The following is a 19,610-nucleotide window of genomic DNA, read 5'->3' as shown; positions in this document are numbered from 1 at the left end:
CGCCCTCAGCGGTCCAGCAGCGCGAACAACTCGTGCCAGCGGCGCAGGATCTCGGCCTCCGAGTACCGCTGGACGTTCACCCGCGCCCGGTCCCCCAGGGTGTCCCGCAGCCGGGGGTTGCCCGTCAGCCGCAGCAGCCGGTCAGCGAGCGCGTCCGTGTCGCCCGGGGGTGCGAGGAGGCCGTCCTCGCCGTCCGTGACGATCTCCCGGACGCCCGGCGCGCAGTCGAACGCGGCGCACGGTACGCCGCTCGCCATGGCCTCCATGAGGGCCAGCGGGAACCCTTCGCCCCGCGAGGACTGGACGAAGACCGAGCTGTCGGCCAGCGCGCCCGCCACGTCGTCGGTGCTGCCCATCCACTCGACCGAGCCGTCCAGTCCCAGCGCGGTGCACCGCTTCTTCAGGGCGGCGCCGTCCTGGCCGGCGCCGTAGATCCGCAGTCGCCAGTCGGGGCGTTCACCGGTCATCAGGGACCAGGTCTCCAGGAGCAGGTCGATGCCTTTCTGGTCGTCCAGGCGGCCGATGCTGGCGACGGTCTTCTCCGTGCGGGGGGAGGGGAGTTCGGGCAGGGCGCCGAGCGCGTTGGGCATGGCGCCGACGTTGTCGAAGCCCTCGGCGATCCAGGCGTCCGCGTCCTCCTGGGTGAGGGTGAGCCAGCGGTCGACCAGCGGATAGCTGTTCTTGATCCAGCGGAAGCGGTGGCACCGCTTGCTGTACTCGTACGACTCATGGCTCATCCCGATCAGGCGCAGACCTGTGGTGTCGGCCTCCAGGACCCACTCCATGGGCCACACCTGGGTGACGATCACCAGCGCGCCGGGCCCGGCCGCCCGGAAGATCTCCGAGAGGCGGGCGACGGCCAGCCGCTTGTCCTTGACCCTGACCGCCTCGCGGCGGCGCGCGGCGAGGTCGAAGTAGCCGAAGGGCGGGCGCGCCCGCCAGGGGGTCGGCGGGTGGGAGGGGTAGAGCGCGGTCACCGGGTAGGCGGGCGGCTCGGGGAGGGTGAGCTTCAGCTCGGCCTCGTGGATGCCGACGACCTGGACGCGGTGGCCGTGGTCGCCGAAGAGGCGGGCCATCTGGTGCGTCCAGGCGGTGACGCCGCCGAGGACGTCGGTGGCGTTGGCGAGCAGGATCAGTTCTCGGGGAATGGTGGCAGTGGTCATGGTGGCAGTGGTCATCGGCGGGGCCTTCCTGCGAAGAGCACGTCCACGGCGGTGCGTGCGGCCTGGCCGCTCTCGTAGCCGCCGAACCTCTCGGCGAAGCGGGCGCGGTCTGCCCGGTGCGCGGTGTCGGACAGCTTCAACTCATCGAGCGCACGCAGGAGTTCGTCCTCCGTCTCGACCACCGGGCCGGGTGCCTCCGCACGCAGGTCGAAGTAGCTGCCGCGCTCCGCCACGTACGCGTCCAGGTCCGGTGCGAAGAAGACCATCGGCCGGTCCAGCAGGGCGTAGTCGAACATGATGGAGGAGTAGTCCGTGATCAACGCGTCGGCGAGGCAGAGCAGTTCGCTGACGTCGTGGTGGCCGGACACATCGATCACCGTGCCGGGCGGGCACACGGGCAGGACGGCGGACTCCAGATAGTGGGCCCGTACGAGCAGGACGTACTCGTCGCCGAACCGCTCCGCGAACTGCCGTACGTCGAGCGGCAGTCGCGTCGTACGGCCCTTCTTCGGCATCCCCCGGAAGGTCGGCGCGTACAGCACCACCTTGCGGTGGTCGGGAATCCCGAGGTCCGCCGCGAGCGCCGGGCGCGGGAAGCGCCCCTGGCTCTCGTCGGTGGCGCGGGCGCGCACGAGCCGGTCGTTGCGCGGATAGCCGCTGGCCACGAGGGACTGAGCGGGCTGCCGGTAGTCCCGTGCCAGGGTCCGCACGTCGTGTTCGGACCGTACGAGGAAGTGGTCGAAGCGGGCGAGTGCGGCGCTCAACTTGTCGCGCTCGGGGGCGTTCTGTGCCTTGATCCGGCTCTCGGCGAAGCCCATGCGCTTGTACGCGGAGCCGTGCCAGGTCTGGAGGTAGGTGGTGCCGGGGGGCTTCTTCAGGTCCAGCGGGAAACCCTGGTTGTCGACCCAGTACTGGGCGCGGGCCAGCGCCCACAGATAGCGCCAGGACAGCCGCCGGACCAGCCGCGCGTCCGCCGGGAAGCCGTCGGCGGACGTCGCGTACGACCAGGTGCTGCGCACCCTGCGGCGGCCGATACGCCGGCCCTGCGCGCGCAGTTCCTCGTGGATGGCGCGGGGGCTGTCGCCGTAGCACTTGCCCATGTGGCTCTCGAAGACCACCGAGCCCTTGCGGACGGGAAGCCGGATGAGCAGCCGGTTGTAGACGCGCGTCTTGACGGAGCGGGCGGAGAGCCGGTCGAAGCGCCGGCGCAGGCCCTTGGCCAGCCTCTTCGCCTTGCGGGCCGGACGGAAGTGGGTGAGGTAGTGGACGGCCGCCGCCGCGAGGCGGCCGGGGCGGCGCCGCGCCTCAAGTTGCAGCGCCAGGTGGTGCTTCACCGTGACGTACGGCTTCCAGCTGTCGCCGAACAGCCGGCCCCGGCGCGGACGCGCCGGGTAGCTGCCCGCCGCGTCGACCCGGTGCCGCTCCAGGAACAGCGGTCCGGTGGTGGTGCCGGTCGGGGTGTGCAGGGCGAAGCGGGGGTCGCACACGCGGTCCCGGGCGCCGCCGACGCGCAGCAGCGCGCCGATCTCGACGGAGGCGCGCCAGCGGACGGTGTCCGCCTCGCGCCACACCTCGTCCACGGGGGTACGGAAGACGAGCCGCCCGTCGCTGCCGCGTGCCAGGAACTCCAGGGTGGCCGTCAACGGAGCTTCGGGGTCGTGCAGTTGGAGAGGCGCGGGGAGCCGTCCTTCGAGGACGAGCCGGTCGCCCTCCTGCCCGCAGTGGGTGAGGTGGTTGAGCAACGGGGTGTCCGCCGGCGACTGGTACTGGTGGCCCAGCTCCGTGACGTCGAGCGCCACCCGTTCCCTCGGGTCGTCGGACAGCGTCGCCCGCCAGTACACCCGGCCGTCCCGCTCGCTCAGCGCCGAGGCGACGGTGCCCGGCCTGCCGAGCGCGTAACCGGCGGCCAGTACGCCCTCCGCGTCGCCGTCCGCGAGGAGTTGGAGGCAGACCCGTTCCAGGGGCGGCAGGTCGAGCCGTAGGTCCAGGTCGGTCCGGGCGGCGGGCAGCGCGGCGACCAGGGCGGCGGCGCGGGCGCGCTCGTCCGGGTCCAGCTTCGGAAACTGCCGCGCGAGTGGCACGAGTTGGTCGGACAGCAACGCGCGGTCGCGGGCCGCGCGCAGCGCCGTATCGCTCTGGAACAGCGGCAGTTCGGCGACCCGTACGTGTGCGGCGAGCTGCCCCTCCAGCGTGCCGGCCGGGTCGTCGGCTGCCCGGCCGCTGACGATCAGGTTGGGGACGAGCGCGATCCGGTGTGCGGCGGCGGCCACTTCGGCGCCGAACAGGATCTCGCTGCGGTCCAGGTCCTCGGCGTAGCGCAGACCCACCCGCTCAAGGAGGGCGGTGCGTACACAGAATCCGGTCACCAGGGCGTCGGCGACGACGAGTTCGGGGGCGTCGGCCGGCTCGTCGAGGGTGCGGGAGCGCGCGTACAACTCGGTCTCGACGAGCCGGGCCGGGGGCTGCTCCTTGGCGCGGCGGCCGACGCGCCGGGTCCAGCGGCCCGCGGCGAGTTCGGCGCCGGAGCGTTCGGCGGCCTCCCACAGATTGCGGCAGGCGTCCCGCTGGAGACGTTCGCCCTCGCCGAGCACGATGACGTACCGGCCGCGCGCCTGGTCCAGGCCGTGGTTGCGCAGCACGGCCGTGGTGGGGGTCTCGGCGCCCGACGTGACGATCCTGACGCGCGCCGGATCGAGCGCGGCGAGTTCGTCGGCCACGGCGCGTACGTCGTCGGCGGCCGACTCGGCGTCGGCGGAGCCCTCGTCGGCGGAGCCCTCCTCGGCCCGCCCGCCCTCGGCCGCCGGTCCCGTGACGACCTCCGCGCCGCTGACCGGCTTCGTGACGGTCAGGCCGAGCACCACCACCGCCTCGGTGGCGCGCATGGTCTGCGCGACGACGGACTCGACGGACCTGCGCAGCGCCTGGGGATCCGGTCCCGCGGTGACGACGCAGCTGATCTCCACCGCGCTCATGCGCCGCCCCCCACGGGCATGAGGTCCGCGACCCGGCCGGCGGCGGTGCCGTCGTCCAGGTCGCAGAAACTCTCCCGGAATCGGTCGTACGCAGGGCTGGGCACCCGGGATCTCGGCGCCCGCAGCGCCGCCACCAGCGCGGCGGTGTCGGCGACGAGCGGCCCGGGCGCCGCCGACTCGAAGTCGAAGTAGAAGCCGCGCAGCGTGTCCCGGTAGTGCTCCAGGTCGTACGCGTGGAAGTACATCGGGCGGCCCGTCTGCGCGAAGTCGAACATCAGCGACGAGTAGTCCGTGACCAGGGCGTCGCTGATCAGCATCAGCTCGGCGACGTCCGGGTAGCGGGACACGTCCCGTACGAAGCCGGTCGCGCCGCGCCCGGCGCCCGGGACCGTACCGCCGACCAGGTAGTGCCGACGGACCAGCAGGACATGGTCGTCCGCCAGCTCCTCCGCCGCCTGTTCCAGGTCGAGTTGGAGGTCGAGCCCGTACCTGCCGCCCTTCTTGGGCTGGTCCTCGCGCCAGGTCGGCGCGTACAGGATCACGCGCTTGCCCTCGGGAATCTCCAGGTGTTCGCGCAGCGCGTCGGCGACCTTGTCCCGGTCGGGCGCGTGCAGCAGGTCGTTGCGCGGATAGCCGGACTCCAGGACCGTGCCCTCGTAGCCGAAGGCGCGGCGCATGATCGGTGTGGAGAAGCTGTTGGGCGAGACGAGGACGCTCCACTGCGCGGCCCGGCCGGGCAGGGTCGCGATGTACGCCTCGTCCGCGTGGGCGCTGCCCGTCAGGTCGCGGCCGATGCGCTTGAGCGGGGTGCCGTGCCAGGTCTGGACGACGTACTGACCGTCCGCGCGCTCGAACCACTCCGGCAGATGTGTGTTGCTGACGACGCATCGGCTGCGGGCCAGTGCCTCGTACCAGTCGGCGCTGTGCAGTTCGACGGCTCGGACGCCGCGCGGCAGCGTCACCTGCCGGTCGCGCACGACCCACAGATGCTCCACCGGGGCCTGGCGGCGCACCAGTTCCTCGTGGACGGCGCGCGGCGAGTCGGAGTACTGCCTGCCGTCGAAGCTGTTGTAGAGCACGGCGTCGCGCAGCGGCCCGGCGGTGCGGGCGCTCGCGTAGACGCGGCGCAGGCGCTGTTGCCGGTAGGCGCCGCGGTCGTGCTCCGGGAGCACGGATCCGGAGTGCAGCTGGAGCATGTCCTGGCGGTGCCGGTCGAGGGTGAACTCCCGTCCGTCCAGGGTCCGTACGAGCGGCAGCGTCTGGTGCCGCGAGGGCTGGACGCGTACGGCGGTGTAGCGCTCCGGGTCGGTCTCCCCCGGCTCACGGACGTACAACAGCCAGCGGCCCTCGGCGAGTTGGCGGGTGCCGTTCAGTCCCTCGACGGCGGCGGGCAGCAGGGCCGTACGGAACCGGCCGTCGGCGAGCGTGACGACCGGAAAGACGTTCTCCTCCCGGTGGCCGCTGTGCTGCAACACCAACTCGGTCGCCTGGAGGGCGGGTTGGCTGCCCTCCAGGATCAGCTCGCCGTCCGCCGTCCAGTCGAGCGCGTCGACCACCGGCTGCTCGGTCTGGTCGCTGAGGACCAGATCGCCCGCCGCGTTGGCGGTGACGTACAACTCCCGCCCGTCGCCCAGGCCGTAGTGTCCCGGCCGGACCGCACCACGGGCCGCCACGGCGAAGCGGCTGCCGTTGGCCCGTACGAGATGGACACCCCACGGCACGGTGGATCGCCGGCGCGCCGTGGGGTCGTCGAAGACGGCGAGCGGGATGTCGGCGCTGAACGTGCCGTCCACGAGCTTCAGAGGGACCTCGTGGACGTCCTTGGTGTACCAGTTCTGGACGGCCAGCGCGCTCGGCGGGCTGCTCGTGGAGCTGCCCGTGGCATGGAGCAGACCCTCGATCCGTACGGCGCCCTCGGTCCGCACGGCGCCGTCGGTCCGCACGGCGCCCTCGGTCCCCAAGTGGCCGGTGAGCAGCGCGCGTACGGGCTCGACGCGCAGTTCGAGCTTGTTGCCGGAGAGCGTGGGGACGACGCGCGTGGTGTCGTCCACGTAGTGCACGGCGGGCACGGCGGGTGCCGCGGCCGCGCCCGTCAGCCGCAGCGGCGCCCGGCGCAGCCGTCCCGCTCCGAACACCCCCATCTCCAGTTTCCAGACGGTACGGACGGAGCCGGCGGCCCGCGCCTTCACCAGCCGACGCGGGTCGACGACGGTCTCGAACCCGGCCCAGTCGTAGATGTGCAGGCCCTGCTTGGACTCGTACGTCGCCGCCGGCATCCGCACGGTGCGCGTCCGCAGCGGCAGCACGCGCCGCTTCCCGGTGCGCAGCCATGCCGCCTTGACGGACCTGCGGCGCGCGTCGGCCGGCACGTTGCGTACGTACGCGTAGCCCTTGAGGTGCAGTCGCCCGTCGCGCCATACGGCCTCGGTGAGATGCGAGGTCACCGGCAGTTCCTTGGGCTTGAGGGTGGCGACGGCCCGGGGCAGACCGCCGGTGAGCACCGGGTACTCGGCGCGGGACCTGCGCAGTCCACGGACGCCGAAGGCGCCGGGGTCGGCCTTCTCGTGGGCGAGCAGCGCGAGGAGTTCGGGCATCCGGCGCTCACGGATCAGATGCCACTTGACGCGCAGATGCAGCGGCAGGGCGTCGAAGACGCTCTGGTCGACCGTCGTGGCGAAGGTGTTGGCGTGGTCGAGGAAGGCGGCGTGGAAGTCGGCGTCCCCGTCGGGCAGCGCCTCGATGAACAGCCACAGATCGCCGGACAGGACGTGCTGGTGGTAACGGCGTTGCGCGTCGGCCCAGTTGACATCGCTGTCGCCGCCCGCACGCGCCTGCCCTTGCTGTCGCTCCCGCTGCTTCTCGGTGAGGAAGTCGCTGACGGACGACACGGCGGTGACCCGGTCCCGGATCCCCTTCGGCACGGCGCGCTTCGCGGTGATCGAGCCGTCCCTGGTCCGCCAGTGGTAGACGGGGCCGGACAGCACGTCCACGCCGCCCGCCAGGAAGTACGCGGGCAGCACGACGGCGATGTCCTCGTACAGCACCCCGGACGGGAAGGCGAAGGAGTGCCGGTCCCAGAAGGCCTTCCGGAAGACCTTGTTGCAGGCGATACGGTCCCCGAGCAGCACCCAGTCGCGGGTGATCCTGGTCCCGGAGCGCTCCGTCGCCATCGGCTTGCGGAACATCGGCGCCTGCACGAGCGCGCCGCCGGGACCGAGCCTGAGCACATTGCCGGTGGCGAAGTCGGAGCCCGAGGCGTCGAGCGCGGCGAGCATCCGCTCGTACGCGTCGTCCGGCACCACGTCGTCGCTGTCGACGAAGGTGAGGAACTCCCCCCGGGCGTAACGGACTCCGGTGTTGCGCGCCGCGCCGAGCCCGGCGTTCTCCTGCTCGACCAGCCGGAACCGTTCGTCCCGTTCGGCGAACCGTCTCGCGATCCGTGCGCTCCCGTCCGTGGAACCGTCGTTCACCATGACGATCTCGGAGTCGGCCATGGTCTGTCCGGCCAGTGAGCGTAGGCAGTCGTCGAGATAGTCCTCCACGTTGTAGATGGGCACGACGACGGTGAGGCGGGGGGTCATGCGCGGTGCACGGTCCTTCCGAACTTCTGAACTTCTGAACTACTGAACAGCGGGGGTGGATTCAGGGCTTGACCGCGATCCGGCCCTCGTCCATGCGCAGCATGAGCAGCCGTTCGCCCGTCTTCTCCAGGAACTCGTCCACGGCCTGGCGGGAGCCCTGCCAGTAGCCGTAGTCGTCGATGAGCAGCACACCGCCGCTCACCAACCGGGGGTAGAGGAACTCCAGTTCGTGCTTGGTGGAGGCGTACCAGTCGGTGTCGAGGCGCAGGATGGAGATCTGCTCGGGCGCCTGCTGCGGCACGGTGTCCTCGACCATGCCCTGCACGTAGTGCACCCGCTCGCCGGGGTACGGCACCTGCTCGAAGCCCGCCTGTACGTCCTCCAGCGAGGCGATCGCCCAGATCGGCCGGTCCTTGCCCTGCGCCGCGAGCAGGTCCTCGGCGGACTTGCCGTCGCGCCGCAGGTCCTCGGCGGTGGGCGGCGGCATGCCCTCGAAGGTGTCGAAGAGGTGCAGGTCGCGGTCGGTCTCGCCGAGCGCGAGCAGCGTCTTGGCGCAGGCCTGCATCGAGCCGCCGCGCCAGACTCCGCACTCGACGATGTCACCGGGGATGTTGTGCCGTACGACATGGCGGGTCGCCAGGATGAAGGCGTTGAGCCGCTCCGGGGAGGTCATCGTGAACGGCTTGACCACGCGGATGATCTCCTTCGCCTCGTCGTCGTAGTCGGCGGGGAGCGCCGCCGGCTTCGGTTTCGGCTTGGGCTTGGGCGTCGGCTCCGCGGCCGGCGGTTCCGGCGTCGGTACGACGGGGGGCGCCGGCGTTGTCGGCGTCGCCGACCGCGGGGCGGGGACGGGGATCCGCCTGAGCTGATATCCGGTGAGCTTTTCGAGTGCGCCGTTCACTGCGCTTCGCCATGCCATGCCGACGGACGGTACGCGGAGAACTCCGCCGATGTCACCTTTCGTCAACTCACGTTGGTTTATGCCTCTTTCGTGTGCAACTCAGCCGTTACGGGCTGTACGGCTCCGGGCTGTGCCTCCGTGGCCGGAGCAGGCACGACAGGGGCGGCGGGCGCGGTGACGGGTGCCCCTCTGCCGCACCCGTCACGCCCTTCGACCGGCTCGGGCAGCGGAATGCCCTCGACGCCGCCCACCCGGTTCGCGTAACGGACGGTCAACTCCCGTACGGCGTACTCCCACAGCCGCCGCCTCGGCCGACTCGGCCTGCGGAACACGCCGACCGAGTCGCCCCAGTAGGCGCGCTTGCCGTCGATGGCGGCGTAGTCGAAGCGGATCCCCTTCATCGGCGGGAAGTCCGTGTACGCCTCGGCCAGTTCGAGCCCGGTGAAGGCGGCCATGGCCCGGAACCCGTCGGGGTAGTACCGCCAGCAGTCCTGCGCGTCGTGCACATGGCCGCGCGAGGGGGCGGTGACGAACGCCAGGCCGCCGGGCCGCAGGACGCGGGCGATCTCCATCATCGACGCCCAGAAGAACGGGATGTGCTCGAACGCCTGCCCCGACAGCACGAAGTCGGCGGTGCGCGACCGTACCGGAATGCGGTACGGCTTGGGCATCACGATGTCGACGTTCGGACCGTCGAGCACGTCGACGCCGATGTACTCGACATCGCGACCGTCGAGCAGACCGCGGTGGGTGAGGGACTGCTTGGGCGAGACGCGCGACCCCAGGTCGACCACCCGGTGGCGGCCGGACGCGGGCATGTACTCCTTGACGCAGAGCTCCATCTGCTCGTACGCGGACCTGTGCACGGTGACTCACTTTCCAATCCGGCTCGTTGGGTGCGGCGCTCCCCCGACGCCGGTGACGTCTCCCGACGTTCGAGGACATCAACGCCCGTACGGCCGTATGGTCACGTGGTCACCCGCGCCTCCGGTCAGGTGGCCGTGGCACCCGCCGGGTCGCCCGGCTCCGGCTCCTCGTCCTCGGTGGCCGGTTCGCCCTGGGGGACCGTCGCGGCGGCGGTCGCGGTTGCGGTCGCCTCCGCCGGGACCGCCAACAGCCCCTGATAGACCGAGTCGAGGATGTCGGCCTGTGCGTCCCAGGTCCACTGCTCCAGCAGTCCGGGGCTGTCGTACGCCTTGCGGTAGGCGGCCGGATCGGCGAGCACGGCACGCGCCGCCCGTACGAAGTCGGCAGTGTCCTCCGCGCGGAACACCTCGCCCTGCCCGGTCTCGCGCACCTTCGCCGCCATGGTGCGCACGTCGCTGACGACGATGGGCAGCTTGGCGTGCGCGTACTCCATGAACTTGGTGATCAGGGCGAGTTCATGGTTCGGCCAGTGGTGGATCGGGATGACGCCGATGTCGGCGGCGGCCAGGAAGGGCACGATCTGCCAGTGCGGGACGTACGGCAGCGGGTGGACGCGGTCGGCGACCCCGAGTTCGGCGGCGTGGTCGAGCACCCTGCGTACGACCCATCCGTCGGGCGCGGGGACGACCAGCGCCGCGTGCGCGCCCGGCAGTTGGGGCAGCGACTCGATGAGCGTGGCGAGCCCGCGCTGCGGGGCGAGGGCGCCGCTGTAGACGAGGAGCGGCGTGGCGGCGTCGATGCCGCACAACTGCCGCAGATCCGGCACGGGTTCATGGGCGCGGTCGGCGGGCGGGCCACCGCCGGGGGCGTTGAGCACGACGGCGGGCACCCGGGGCAGCCGGTGCTCCTTGTGCAGCAGCTCGGCCAGGGTCTGGGAGACCGTGACGACGGCGTCCGCACACCGCCCGTACTCCCGTTCGTGCGCGACATGGGCGGGCATCCAACGCCGGTACCCGGCACGGGGCTTGATGCCCGGCAGATACTCGTGGGCGTCCCAGACCAGCTTCACGCTCCGGCCCTTGCCCCGCGCGCGGTGCACGGCGCGGGCGCCGACGCCGATCATCCGGAAGTCGTTGGCGTGGATGAGATCAGGTTCGAGGGCGTCGACGACGGGGCCGAAGGCGAACTCGTAGTCCCACAGGTACGGCTCCAGCCTGCGCCAGCAGCGGTCGCCGAGCAGGGCGCGCCACATGGCCGTACGGAGTCGCTCGGGCAGCGAGTCCGGATTGCGTCTGCCCTCCACGAGGGCGAGTTGGCGGTGCCGGAAGCCGACCCAGCGGGCCAGGATGCGAGCCGCCGTACGCCGGATCAGGAACCGCCGGCCCTCGGCGGACCTGCGGGCCAGCAGATCGGCGCGCCAGGCCTTCACCCACTGCTTGCGATGGTGCGCGATGCCGCCGCGCCGGTAGGCGAAGAGGCGCGGCAGGACGACTCTGCGGTAGTCCCGGCGGCGTTTGGCGAGGGTCATCACGACGGGGACCAGCCGGACTTCGGCGTCGCCGATGGTCCAGCGGTGCCGGTCGCGGTCCGGGGACTGGCCCAGCAGCACCACGTCCCAGCCGGCGTCGGCCATGGAGCGGGCGGCCTTCTGTACGCGGGAGTCGCCGTTGACGGCGTTGTCGACCAGCATGACGACCCGGCCTCGGCCGCGTCCTGGGTGCCGCCCTGAATCTGGTGTGGAAGCGACACTCATGGGGCGCCCGTCCTTTGGCTCGTCTTCGCGGAAGGACCTGCCCTGGTCTCCCCCACACGGGCAACGAAGATTCATCCACCAGGGCTACGGAGACCGGGGTCATGTCACCCGTACGGCGGCTGCGAGATGCCGGGACGGTGCCCGTGGATACGAGGGACGGTCGGCCGGGTCAGGTCAGGTCAGGCGGTGCGGTCGCGGGTCAGCGCGGTGACCGCCGTGGCGGCGAGGTCGTCGAGATAGCCGGCGGGCAGGTCGCCCCGTACGACGACGAGACGCCAGTAGAGCGGGCCCGCGATGAGGTCGAGCGCCCGGTCGGGGTCGGTGCCCTCGGGCAGTTCGCCGCGGGCGACGGCCTCGCGTACGACCACGGCCGCGATGCCGTGCTCCCGGTCCAGCAGCGCGGACTTGATCGCCTCGGAGATCTCCGGGTGCCGGGCGGCCTCCACCAGCAGGTCGGGGATGACGCGGGAGGCCAGCGGGTGGCGCAGGGCGTGCGACGCCACTTCGAGCAGGGCGCGTACGTCTCCGTACAGCGAACCGGTCGCCGGTACGGGCAGCCCCTGGGCCGCGACGGCGGAGACCAGGTCGAGCACCAGCGCCAGTTTGGACTTCCAGCGCCGGTAGACGGCGGTCTTGCCGACACCGGCCCGGCGGGCGATGCCCTCGATGGACATCCGCGCGAAGCCGACGGCGGCCAGTTCCTCGAAGACGGCGGAGCGGATGGCGTCGGTCACGTCCTCACGGAGCACTGCGGCTCCCGCTGGGGCGCGGCGTGAGAGGCGGGGGTCCGTGGGCATGGCGCCGAGCATAGCGTCATGCACGTCACGACGAAACGGTTGCGTTGCGACGTACTTCCGTTCTAACCTCTTCGTTACGACGAAACGGTCCCGTTCCGTCGCTCATCCGCCTCACCCGCCTCGCCGCCTCCCCGCCGCCTCCGTTCGATGTCCCTCGTCGAAAGCGACCTCTGTGAGCCAGACGACCGCACCCCCCGCCCCGGTCCGGGCCCCCGAAACAGCCCCCTCGGTCCGGCCGGCCCCCCTCCCGCAGGACCTGCGCGCCTTCGCCGCCCGGCACGGTCTGACCGAGAGCGGCGCCCGGCCCTCGCTCCCCGCGTATCTGCGCGGGCTGCACTCCCGCCGCCACTTCGTCACGGCCTTCGCCACCGCCCGGCTCACCTCGCAGTACAGCAAGGCGAAGCTCGGCCAGCTCTGGCAGATCATGACGCCGCTGCTCAACGCGACGGTCTACTACTTCATCTTCGGCGTCCTGCTCAACACCAAGCACGGGGTGCCGGACTTCGTACCGTTCCTGGTCACCGGCGTCTTCATCTGGACGTTCACCGCCGGGACCATCAACGCCGGGACCCGTGCCATCTCCGGCAATCTCGGCCTCGTACGCGCCCTGCACTTCCCGCGCGCCTCGCTGCCGCTCGCCTTCGCCCTCCAGCAGCTGCAACAGCTGCTGTTCTCCCTGGGCGCGCTGGCCGTGATCCTGGCCGTCTTCGAGCAGTACCCGAGGCCGGCCTGGCTGCTGGCCGTGCCCGCCCTCGCGCTCCAGACCGTGTTCAACACCGGGCTCGCGATGATCGTCGCGAGGCTGACCGCGTCGACGCCGGACATCGCGCAGCTGATGCCGTTCCTGCTCCGCACCTGGATGTACGCGTCCGGCGTGATGTGGAGCCTCGACACGGTCTTCAAGAACCAGGACGTCCCGCACCTGGTCCGGCTGGCGCTCGAATGCAATCCGGCGGCCGTCTACATCGACCTGATGCGCTTCGCGCTCATCGACAGCTTCACCGCCGGTCAACTCCCGCCCCACGCCTGGCTGGTCGCCACCGGCTGGGCGGTACTCGTCGGGGCCGGCGGATTCCTGTTCTTCTGGCAGGCGGAGGAGAAGTACGGCCGTGGCTGAGACCGAGAGTGTTCCGACCGTCGTCGTCGACGGCGTCCACATCACCTACAAGGTGCACGGCACCAAGGGCGGCAAAGGCAGCGCCACCTCGGCGCTCAGCCGGATCGTCTCGCGCCGGCAGAGCCCCGGCGTGCGCGAGGTGCACGCCGTACGGGGCGTGAGCTTCGTCGCGTACAAGGGCGAGGCCATCGGTCTCATCGGCTCCAACGGCTCCGGGAAGTCGACGCTGCTCAAGGCGGTCGCCGGACTGCTGCCGCCGAGCGAGGGCAAGGTCTACACACGGGGCCAGCCCTCGCTCCTCGGCGTCAACGCGGCGCTGATGAGCGATCTGACCGGCGAGCGCAACGTGATACTCGGCGGGCTCGCGATGGGCATGACGCGCGCGCAGGTCAAGAGCCGTTACGCCGACATCGTGGAGTTCTCCGGGATCAACGAGAAGGGCGACTTCATCACCCTGCCGATGCGCACGTACTCCTCCGGCATGGGCGCACGGCTCCGCTTCTCGATCGCGGCGGCCAAGACGCACGACGTGCTGCTCATCGACGAGGCGCTGTCCACGGGGGACGCGAAGTTCCAGAAACGCAGCAAGGAACGCATCGCCGAGCTGCGCGAGGAGGCGGGCACGGTCTTCCTGGTCAGCCACAGCAACAAGACGATCACCGAGACCTGCGACCGGGCGATCTGGCTGGAGTCGGGAACGCTCCGCATGGACGGCCCGGCGGCGGAAGTAGTAGCGGCATACGAGGAGTTCACGGCGGCCCCGAAGAAGCGCAAGGGCTAGGCGATTCAGCCCGTCCGGTGTCTGTGGACGAACCGGCTGCCGGACGGACCCGGTGAAACCAATCCGCCACAGCACCAGGACGGGTTGTCCGGACCCCGCCGGGCGGGCCGCATACGCAGCCCGCCCGGCACGTTCAGCCCGCCCGCCCGGCACCTTCAGCCCGCCCGGCGGGCATTTCCAGCCCGTCCGGCGCTTGAGGACGAACCGGCCGCCGGACGAACCCCGGCCAACCGCCCCGGCCTCACCACCAGGACCCGCCCTTCCGACCGGGCCGGCCCACTCAAGCCCGTCCGGCGCTTGAGGACAGCCCCCGCCGGGGACGGCCTACGCGTGCGTCCGCAGCAGCGTCCGCATCGTCCGCATCGCCACCGACAGATTCGCCAGGTCGAAGGAGTCCGAGCTCTGGATCTCCTCCAGCGTGGCCCGTGAACGCCCCAGAATCGCCGCGTTCTTCTGCTCCCACGCCTTGAAGCGCTCCTCCGGCGTCGACGTGCCGTTGCCGACGGACAGCACGTCCGACGTCAGGGCGGCGTGCGCCGCGTACAGGTCCTCGCGGATCGACGCGCGGGCCATGGACTGCCAGCGGTCGGCCCTCGGCAGCTCGATGATCCGGTCCATCAGCTGCGTGATCCGCAGCCGGTCCCCGAGGTCGTAGTACACCTCGGCGACGGCCAGCGGCTCCTTGCCCGTACGGTCGGCGATCTGCACGATGTCGAGCGCCGGGAACGCCGCGGAGAATCCGGCGACCCGCAGCGCCAGCACATCGGGCACGCCCACCGCGGAGAGCTCCTCCACGATGTTCTGGTACCACTCCAGGTCCGCGCCGCGCAGCAGTTGCGGCAGTTGCTGCCACACCTGCTCCACGCCTTCGGCGAAGAACTCGACCGTCCCCGCGATCTCCACCGGCTGCGGCCGGTTGCCGAGCAGCCAGCGGGTGCCGCGCTCGACCAGGCGACGCGAGTGGAGCCGGATCCGGGTCTGGACGTCGGCGCCGACGGTGTTGTCCAGCGCCTCGACCGCGTCCCAGACCGCGCCGAGACCGAAGATCTCCCGGGCGGCCGTCTGCGCCCGTACGATCTCCTCGATCGACGCCCCGGTCTCCTCGCGCAGCCGGTGCAGGAAGGTCGAACCTCCCGCGTTCACGGTGTCGTTGACCAGCACCGTCGTGATGATCTCGCGGCGCAGCGCGTGCCCCTCGATCTGCTCGGCGAACTTCTCGCGGAGCTGTGCGGGGAAGTACGCGTACAGCAGCTTGCGCAGATACGGGTCGTCGGGCAGCTCGGTGGAGATCAGCTCGTCGGCGACGGTGATCTTCGTGTACGCGAGCAGGACGGCGAGTTCGGGCTGTGACAGCCCCTTGCCCGAGTTGAGCAGCTCCCGGATCTGGCGGTCGGTCGGCAGGAATTCGAGCGCCCTGTCGAGGTTGCCGTCCCGCTCCAGGCGGCGCATGAACCGCTGGTGGGCGTGGAGCAGGGAGGGGGCCTGGAGGACCGCGTTGGCGAGTGCGGTGTTCTGCGCGTAGTTGTTGCGCAGGACCAGCGTGCCGATCTCGTCGGTCATGGCCGCCAGCAGCTTGTTGCGCTGCTTGACGGTCATGTCGCCTTCCTTCACCAGGCTGTTGAGCAGGATCTTGATGTTCACCTCGTGGTCGGAGGTGTCCACGCCGGCGCTGTTGTCGATGGCGTCGGTGTTGATCTTGCCGCCCTGGCCGTCGGCCCCGCGCCGCGCGAACTCGATACGGCCGAGCTGCGTCGCGCCCAGGTTTCCGCCCTCGCCGACGACCTTGGCCCGCAGGTCCTCGCCGTTGATACGGATGGCGTCGTTGGCCTTGTCGCCCACGTCCGCGTTCGACTCGCCGGACGACTTGATGTACGTACCGATGCCGCCGTTCCACATCAGGTCGACCGGGGCCTTGAGGATCGCCCGCATCAGATCGGCCGGCGTCAGCTTGGCCACGCCCGCGTCGATCCCCAGCGCCTGGCGCACGTGCGCGTTGACCGGGATCGACTTCGCGCTACGGGGATGGATCCCGCCGCCCTGGGACAGCAGCGACTTGTCGTAGTCGGCCCAGGAGCTGCGCGGCAGGTCGAAGAGGCGGCGGCGCTCGGCGAACGAGGTGGCCGCGTCCGGGTCCGGGTCGATGAAGATGTGCCGGTGGTCGAAGGCGGCGACCAGCCGGATGTGCTCGGAGAGCAGCATGCCGTTGCCGAAGACGTCGCCCGACATGTCGCCGACCCCGGCGACCGTGAAGTCCTCGGTCTGGGTGTCGTGGCCCAGCTCGCGGAAGTGCCGCTTGACGGACTCCCAGGCGCCGCGCGCCGTGATGCCCATGCCCTTGTGGTCGTAACCGGCGGAGCCGCCGGAGGCGAAGGCGTCGCCGAGCCAGAAGTCGTAGGCGATCGCGACCTCGTTGGCGATGTCGGAGAAGCTGGCGGTGCCCTTGTCGGCGGCGACGACCAGGTACGTGTCGTCCTCGTCGTGCCGCACCACGTCCGCCGGGTGCACGACCTCGCCCGCCACCATGTTGTCGGTGATGTCGAGCAGGGCCGAGATGAACGTCTTGTAGGAGGCGATGCCCTCGGCGAGCCAGGCGTCACGGTCGACGGCCGGGTCCGGGAGGTGCTTGGCGACGAAGCCGCCCTTGGCGCCGACGGGCACGATCACCGTGTTCTTGACCATCTGCGCCTTGACCAGGCCGAGGATCTCCGTACGGAAGTCCTCGCGCCGGTCGGACCAGCGCAGACCGCCGCGCGCGACCTTGCCGAAGCGCAGGTGCACGCCCTCGACCTGCGGCGAGTAGACCCAGATCTCGTACGCCGGGCGGGGCGCGGGCAGGTCGGGGATGGCCTGCGGGTCGAACTTCATCGACACGTAGCTGTGGTGCTTGTCGACCGTGCTCTCCCGGCCCGTCCCGACCTTCCGGTCGTGCCCCTTGCCCGCGCTCCGGCCCCTCGTGGCCCTTCCCTCGCCGGCGCTCTGGAAGAAGTTCGTCCGCAGCGTGGCCCTGATGACGGTGAGGAACGACCGCAGGATGCGGTCCTCGTCGAGGCTGGCGACCTGGTCCAGGGCCCCGGTCAGCTCTTCGAGGAGCCCTTCGATCAGCTCCGTACCGGCGCGCTGGCGGTTGGGCGCCATCCGGGCCTCGAAGAGGGAGACCAGCAGCCGGGTGGTGTGAACGTTGTTACGGAGGGTGTCCTCCATGTAGTCCTGGCTGAAGGTCGCCCCGGCCTGGCGCAGATACTTCGCGTAGGCGCGCAGCACCATCGCCTCGCGCCAGTTGAGCCCGGCGCGCAGCACGAGGGAGTTGAAGCCGTCGTTCTCCGCCTCCCCCGTCCAGACGGCCGCGAAGGCGTCCTGGAAGCGCTCGCGGGCGTCCTCGGCGAGATGGTCGTCCTTGGTGTGGCCGTTCTCGCCGCGCGGCATGCGCAGTCCGAAGTCGTAGATCCAGGCGTGGGCGCGGTCCGCGCAGCGCAGCTCGTACGGGCGCTCGTCCACGACCTCGACGCCGAGCTGCTGGAGCACCGGCAGGACGGCGGAGAGGGAGACCTGCTCGCCCGTGCGGTAGATCTTGAAGCGGCGCTCGCCGGGGCCGGCGCCGACCGGCTCGTAGAGGGAGAGCGCGAAGTCCTTCTCCTCGCGGCTCAGTTCCTCGACGCGTACGAGGTCGGCGACGGCGGCGCGCGGCGAGTGGTCGGCCTTGTAGCCCTCGGGGAAGGCGTTGCCGTAGCGGCGCAGCAGTTCGGCGGCGCGCTCCTCGCCCAGCTCGGCGTTGAGCGCCTCACCGAAGCCATCGGCCCAGGAGCGGGCGGCCTCGACGAGCCGCGCCTCGATGCGGTCGACGTCCGGGTCGGTGAGCCCGGCCAGCTCGGTGCCCTGCGGCACGCGTACGACGAAGTGGAGCCGGGAGAGGATGGATTCGGTGTTCCAGGCCGTGAAGTCGACGCTGGTGCCGCCGAGTTCCTCCTTGAGGATGTCGATCAGCCGCAGCCGGACGCCGGTGGTGTAGCGGTCGCGCGGCAGGTAGATGAGGGCGGAGTAGTAGCGCCCGTACTCGTCCTGACGGAGGTAGAGGCGCAGCCGGCGCCGCTCCTGGAGGTACAGGACGCTGGTGACGATGGAGCGCAGCTGCTCGACGGGCGTCTGGAACAGCTCGTCGCGCGGGTACGTCTCCAGGATCTGCATCAGGTCGCGGCCGTCGTGGCTGTTCGGCGAGAAGCCGGCGCCCTCCAGGACCTCGGCGACCTTGCGGCGTACGACGGGCACGCGGCGTACGGACTCGGTGTACGCCGCCGAGGAGAAGAGGCCCAGGAAGCGGCGCTCGCCGACGACGTTGCCCTTGTCGTCGAACTTCTTCACACCGACGTAGTCGAGATAGCTCGGGCGGTGCACGGTGGAGCGGCTGTTGGCCTTCGTCAGGATGAGCAGCTTGTGCTCGCGGGCCTTGGCGCGCGCGTCGGCCGGCAGCCGGTTGAACGACGGACTCACCGGGTGGGCCTCGTCGTCGGTGTGCCGCGGGTCGGAGCGCAGGATGCCGAGGCCGGTGCCGGGCACGGCGGTCAGGGCGTCGTCGCCCGTCAGCTCGTACTCGCGGTAGCCGAGGAAGGTGAAGTGGTTCTCGGCGAGCCAGCGCAGCAGCTCGCGCGCCTCCTCGACCTCCTGGTCGCGCAGGTCGTCGGCGGTCGGCTCGCTGGGCAGCTCGTCGGCGATGCGCAGCGCGGACTCGCGCATCTTGTCCCAGTCCTCGACGGCCTCGCGGGCGTCGGACAGGACGCGCAGCAGGTCGGAGGTGATCTGCTTGAGATCGGACCGGTCGGTCTCGCGGTCGATCTCGACGTGGATCCAGGACTCGATCAGGGTGTCGTGCGTCAGCTCGGCGCCGTCGACCCGGCTCTCGGGAAGGACCTCGATGAGCTTGCCGGTGACATCGCGGCGTACCAGGATCTGCGGGTGGATGACGGCGTGGATGCCGCGGTTCTGCCGGGAGAGTTCGTTGGTGACCGAGTCGACCAGGAACGGCATGTCGTCGGTGACGACCTCGACGACCGTGTGGGTGCAGGTCCAGCCGTTCTCCTCGACGGACGGCGTGTGGACCCGCACGCTGGCCGTGCCCTGCGGACGGTCCTCCGCCAGCCGGTAGTGGGAGAGCGCCGCACCGTAGATGTCGACCGGATCGCGGTCGGCGAGGTCGTCCGGGGCGGTGTGCAGGTAGTACTTGTGGAGGAAGGCGAGCAGCGTCTCTTTGTCAGGACGCTTCTCGTCGTACGTCTCGTCGTCGGTCGCCGTCGCGGCCGAGTTGTTCCGGGAGGTGCCCCCCAGACCCTCAGCCCCCCCGGCTGGGCTGTTCTCAGCGACCCGGGCCGCCCGTGCGAGCAGCTCGGCCTTGGCTTCGTCCAGCTTGGTCTGCATGTCCTCTGGCTCCTGTCGCGCGCCATTGCGTGACGTCGATGAAAGAAGCGACACAACGCCACGACGCGGGGTCTCCGGTCTGAGTCGACGCTATGCCGCGATGAGAGATGTCCGGGACGTTATTGGCCAAACTTGACGGCCGCGCCGGATTGTGGAGATCAGCGAGGCCCGGGGCGCTGTGGCACTCCGGGCGCGGGCCGGGAGCTTCGCTGCTCCCACGGCATATCGCACTGATCACGGCCCCAGGCTATCCCGCCGCACCCCGGACCCGT

10 protein-coding genes are annotated in these 19,610 nt (G+C 70.9%); 2 read left to right on the top strand and 8 right to left on the bottom strand.

The window, feature by feature from the left end:
• Window positions 1-5: 5 nt before the first annotated feature.
• From ACFT9I_RS25390 to ACFT9I_RS25360, 7 genes are all read right to left on the bottom strand, one after another.
• Window positions 6-1,178: a glycosyltransferase gene (locus tag ACFT9I_RS25390; RefSeq protein ID WP_382567775.1), complete on the bottom strand. Its 1,173-nt coding sequence runs from the start codon at window positions 1,176-1,178 to the stop codon at window positions 6-8.
• Window positions 1,175-4,135 (bottom strand): CDP-glycerol glycerophosphotransferase family protein, encoded by a 2,961-nt coding sequence (locus ACFT9I_RS25385; RefSeq protein ID WP_382567773.1) that lies wholly within the window; start codon window positions 4,133-4,135, stop codon window positions 1,175-1,177. Before ACFT9I_RS25385 ends, ACFT9I_RS25390 begins: the two co-directional genes overlap by 4 nt.
• On the bottom strand, window positions 4,132-7,716 hold the full coding sequence (locus ACFT9I_RS25380; protein ID WP_382567771.1) for a CDP-glycerol glycerophosphotransferase family protein: 3,585 nt from the start codon (window positions 7,714-7,716) through the stop codon (window positions 4,132-4,134). The genes ACFT9I_RS25385 and ACFT9I_RS25380 overlap by 4 nt, the downstream gene beginning before the upstream one ends.
• 61 nt (window positions 7,717-7,777) lie before the next feature.
• Window positions 7,778-8,635: a TylF/MycF/NovP-related O-methyltransferase gene (locus ACFT9I_RS25375; protein ID WP_382567768.1), complete on the bottom strand. Its 858-nt coding sequence runs from the start codon at window positions 8,633-8,635 to the stop codon at window positions 7,778-7,780.
• A gap of 59 nt (window positions 8,636-8,694) precedes the next feature.
• Complete coding sequence (locus ACFT9I_RS25370; RefSeq protein WP_382567766.1) at window positions 8,695-9,483, bottom strand: methyltransferase domain-containing protein; 789 nt, start codon at window positions 9,481-9,483, stop codon at window positions 8,695-8,697.
• A gap of 125 nt (window positions 9,484-9,608) precedes the next feature.
• Window positions 9,609-11,174, bottom strand: a complete 1,566-nt coding sequence (locus ACFT9I_RS25365) for a glycosyltransferase family 4 protein (protein WP_382567764.1) — start codon at window positions 11,172-11,174, stop codon at window positions 9,609-9,611.
• Between the two features lie 242 nt (window positions 11,175-11,416).
• Window positions 11,417-12,046 (bottom strand): TetR/AcrR family transcriptional regulator, encoded by a 630-nt coding sequence (locus tag ACFT9I_RS25360; protein ID WP_382567825.1) that lies wholly within the window; start codon window positions 12,044-12,046, stop codon window positions 11,417-11,419.
• A 160-nt stretch (window positions 12,047-12,206) separates the two neighbouring features.
• Here ACFT9I_RS25360 and ACFT9I_RS25355 point away from each other — a divergent pair, with 160 nt between their 5' ends.
• On the top strand, window positions 12,207-13,151 hold the full coding sequence (locus ACFT9I_RS25355; RefSeq protein ID WP_382567762.1) for an ABC transporter permease: 945 nt from the start codon (window positions 12,207-12,209) through the stop codon (window positions 13,149-13,151).
• Window positions 13,144-13,932 carry an ABC transporter ATP-binding protein gene (locus tag ACFT9I_RS25350; RefSeq protein ID WP_382567760.1) on the top strand — a complete coding sequence of 263 codons (789 nt, stop codon included), beginning with the start codon at window positions 13,144-13,146 and terminating at the stop codon, window positions 13,930-13,932. The genes ACFT9I_RS25355 and ACFT9I_RS25350 overlap by 8 nt, the downstream gene beginning before the upstream one ends.
• Window positions 13,933-14,256: 324 nt before the next feature.
• On the opposite strand, the gene ACFT9I_RS25345 is transcribed toward ACFT9I_RS25350, so the two are convergent.
• Window positions 14,257-19,338 carry an NAD-glutamate dehydrogenase gene (locus tag ACFT9I_RS25345; protein ID WP_382567758.1) on the bottom strand — a complete coding sequence of 1,694 codons (5,082 nt, stop codon included), beginning with the start codon at window positions 19,336-19,338 and terminating at the stop codon, window positions 14,257-14,259.
• Window positions 19,339-19,610 lie beyond the last annotated feature (272 nt).

Origin of the sequence: Streptomyces sp. NPDC057137 (genome assembly GCF_042670825.1) — a bacterium.
Lineage (GTDB): Bacteria > Actinomycetota > Actinomycetes > Streptomycetales > Streptomycetaceae > Streptomyces.
The sequence above is the reverse complement of the archived record's forward strand: the minus strand, read 5'-3'. Positions and strand labels throughout refer to the sequence as shown.

What these genes read in the sequence shown, in the direction of transcription:
- ACFT9I_RS25390 (WP_382567775.1), bottom strand. Translation starts at nt 1,178, where the DNA reads ATGACCACTGCCACCATGACCACTGCCACCATTCCCCGAGAACTGATC.
- ACFT9I_RS25385 (WP_382567773.1), bottom strand. Translation starts at nt 4,135, where the DNA reads ATGAGCGCGGTGGAGATCAGCTGCGTCGTCACCGCGGGACCGGATCCC.
- ACFT9I_RS25380 (WP_382567771.1), bottom strand. Translation starts at nt 7,716, where the DNA reads ATGACCCCCCGCCTCACCGTCGTCGTGCCCATCTACAACGTGGAGGAC.
- ACFT9I_RS25375 (WP_382567768.1), bottom strand. Translation starts at nt 8,635, where the DNA reads ATGGCATGGCGAAGCGCAGTGAACGGCGCACTCGAAAAGCTCACCGGA.
- ACFT9I_RS25365 (WP_382567764.1), bottom strand. Translation starts at nt 11,174, where the DNA reads ATGCTGGTCGACAACGCCGTCAACGGCGACTCCCGCGTACAGAAGGCC.
- ACFT9I_RS25360 (WP_382567825.1), bottom strand. Translation starts at nt 12,046, where the DNA reads ATGCTCGGCGCCATGCCCACGGACCCCCGCCTCTCACGCCGCGCCCCA.
- ACFT9I_RS25345 (WP_382567758.1), bottom strand. Translation starts at nt 19,338, where the DNA reads ATGCAGACCAAGCTGGACGAAGCCAAGGCCGAGCTGCTCGCACGGGCG.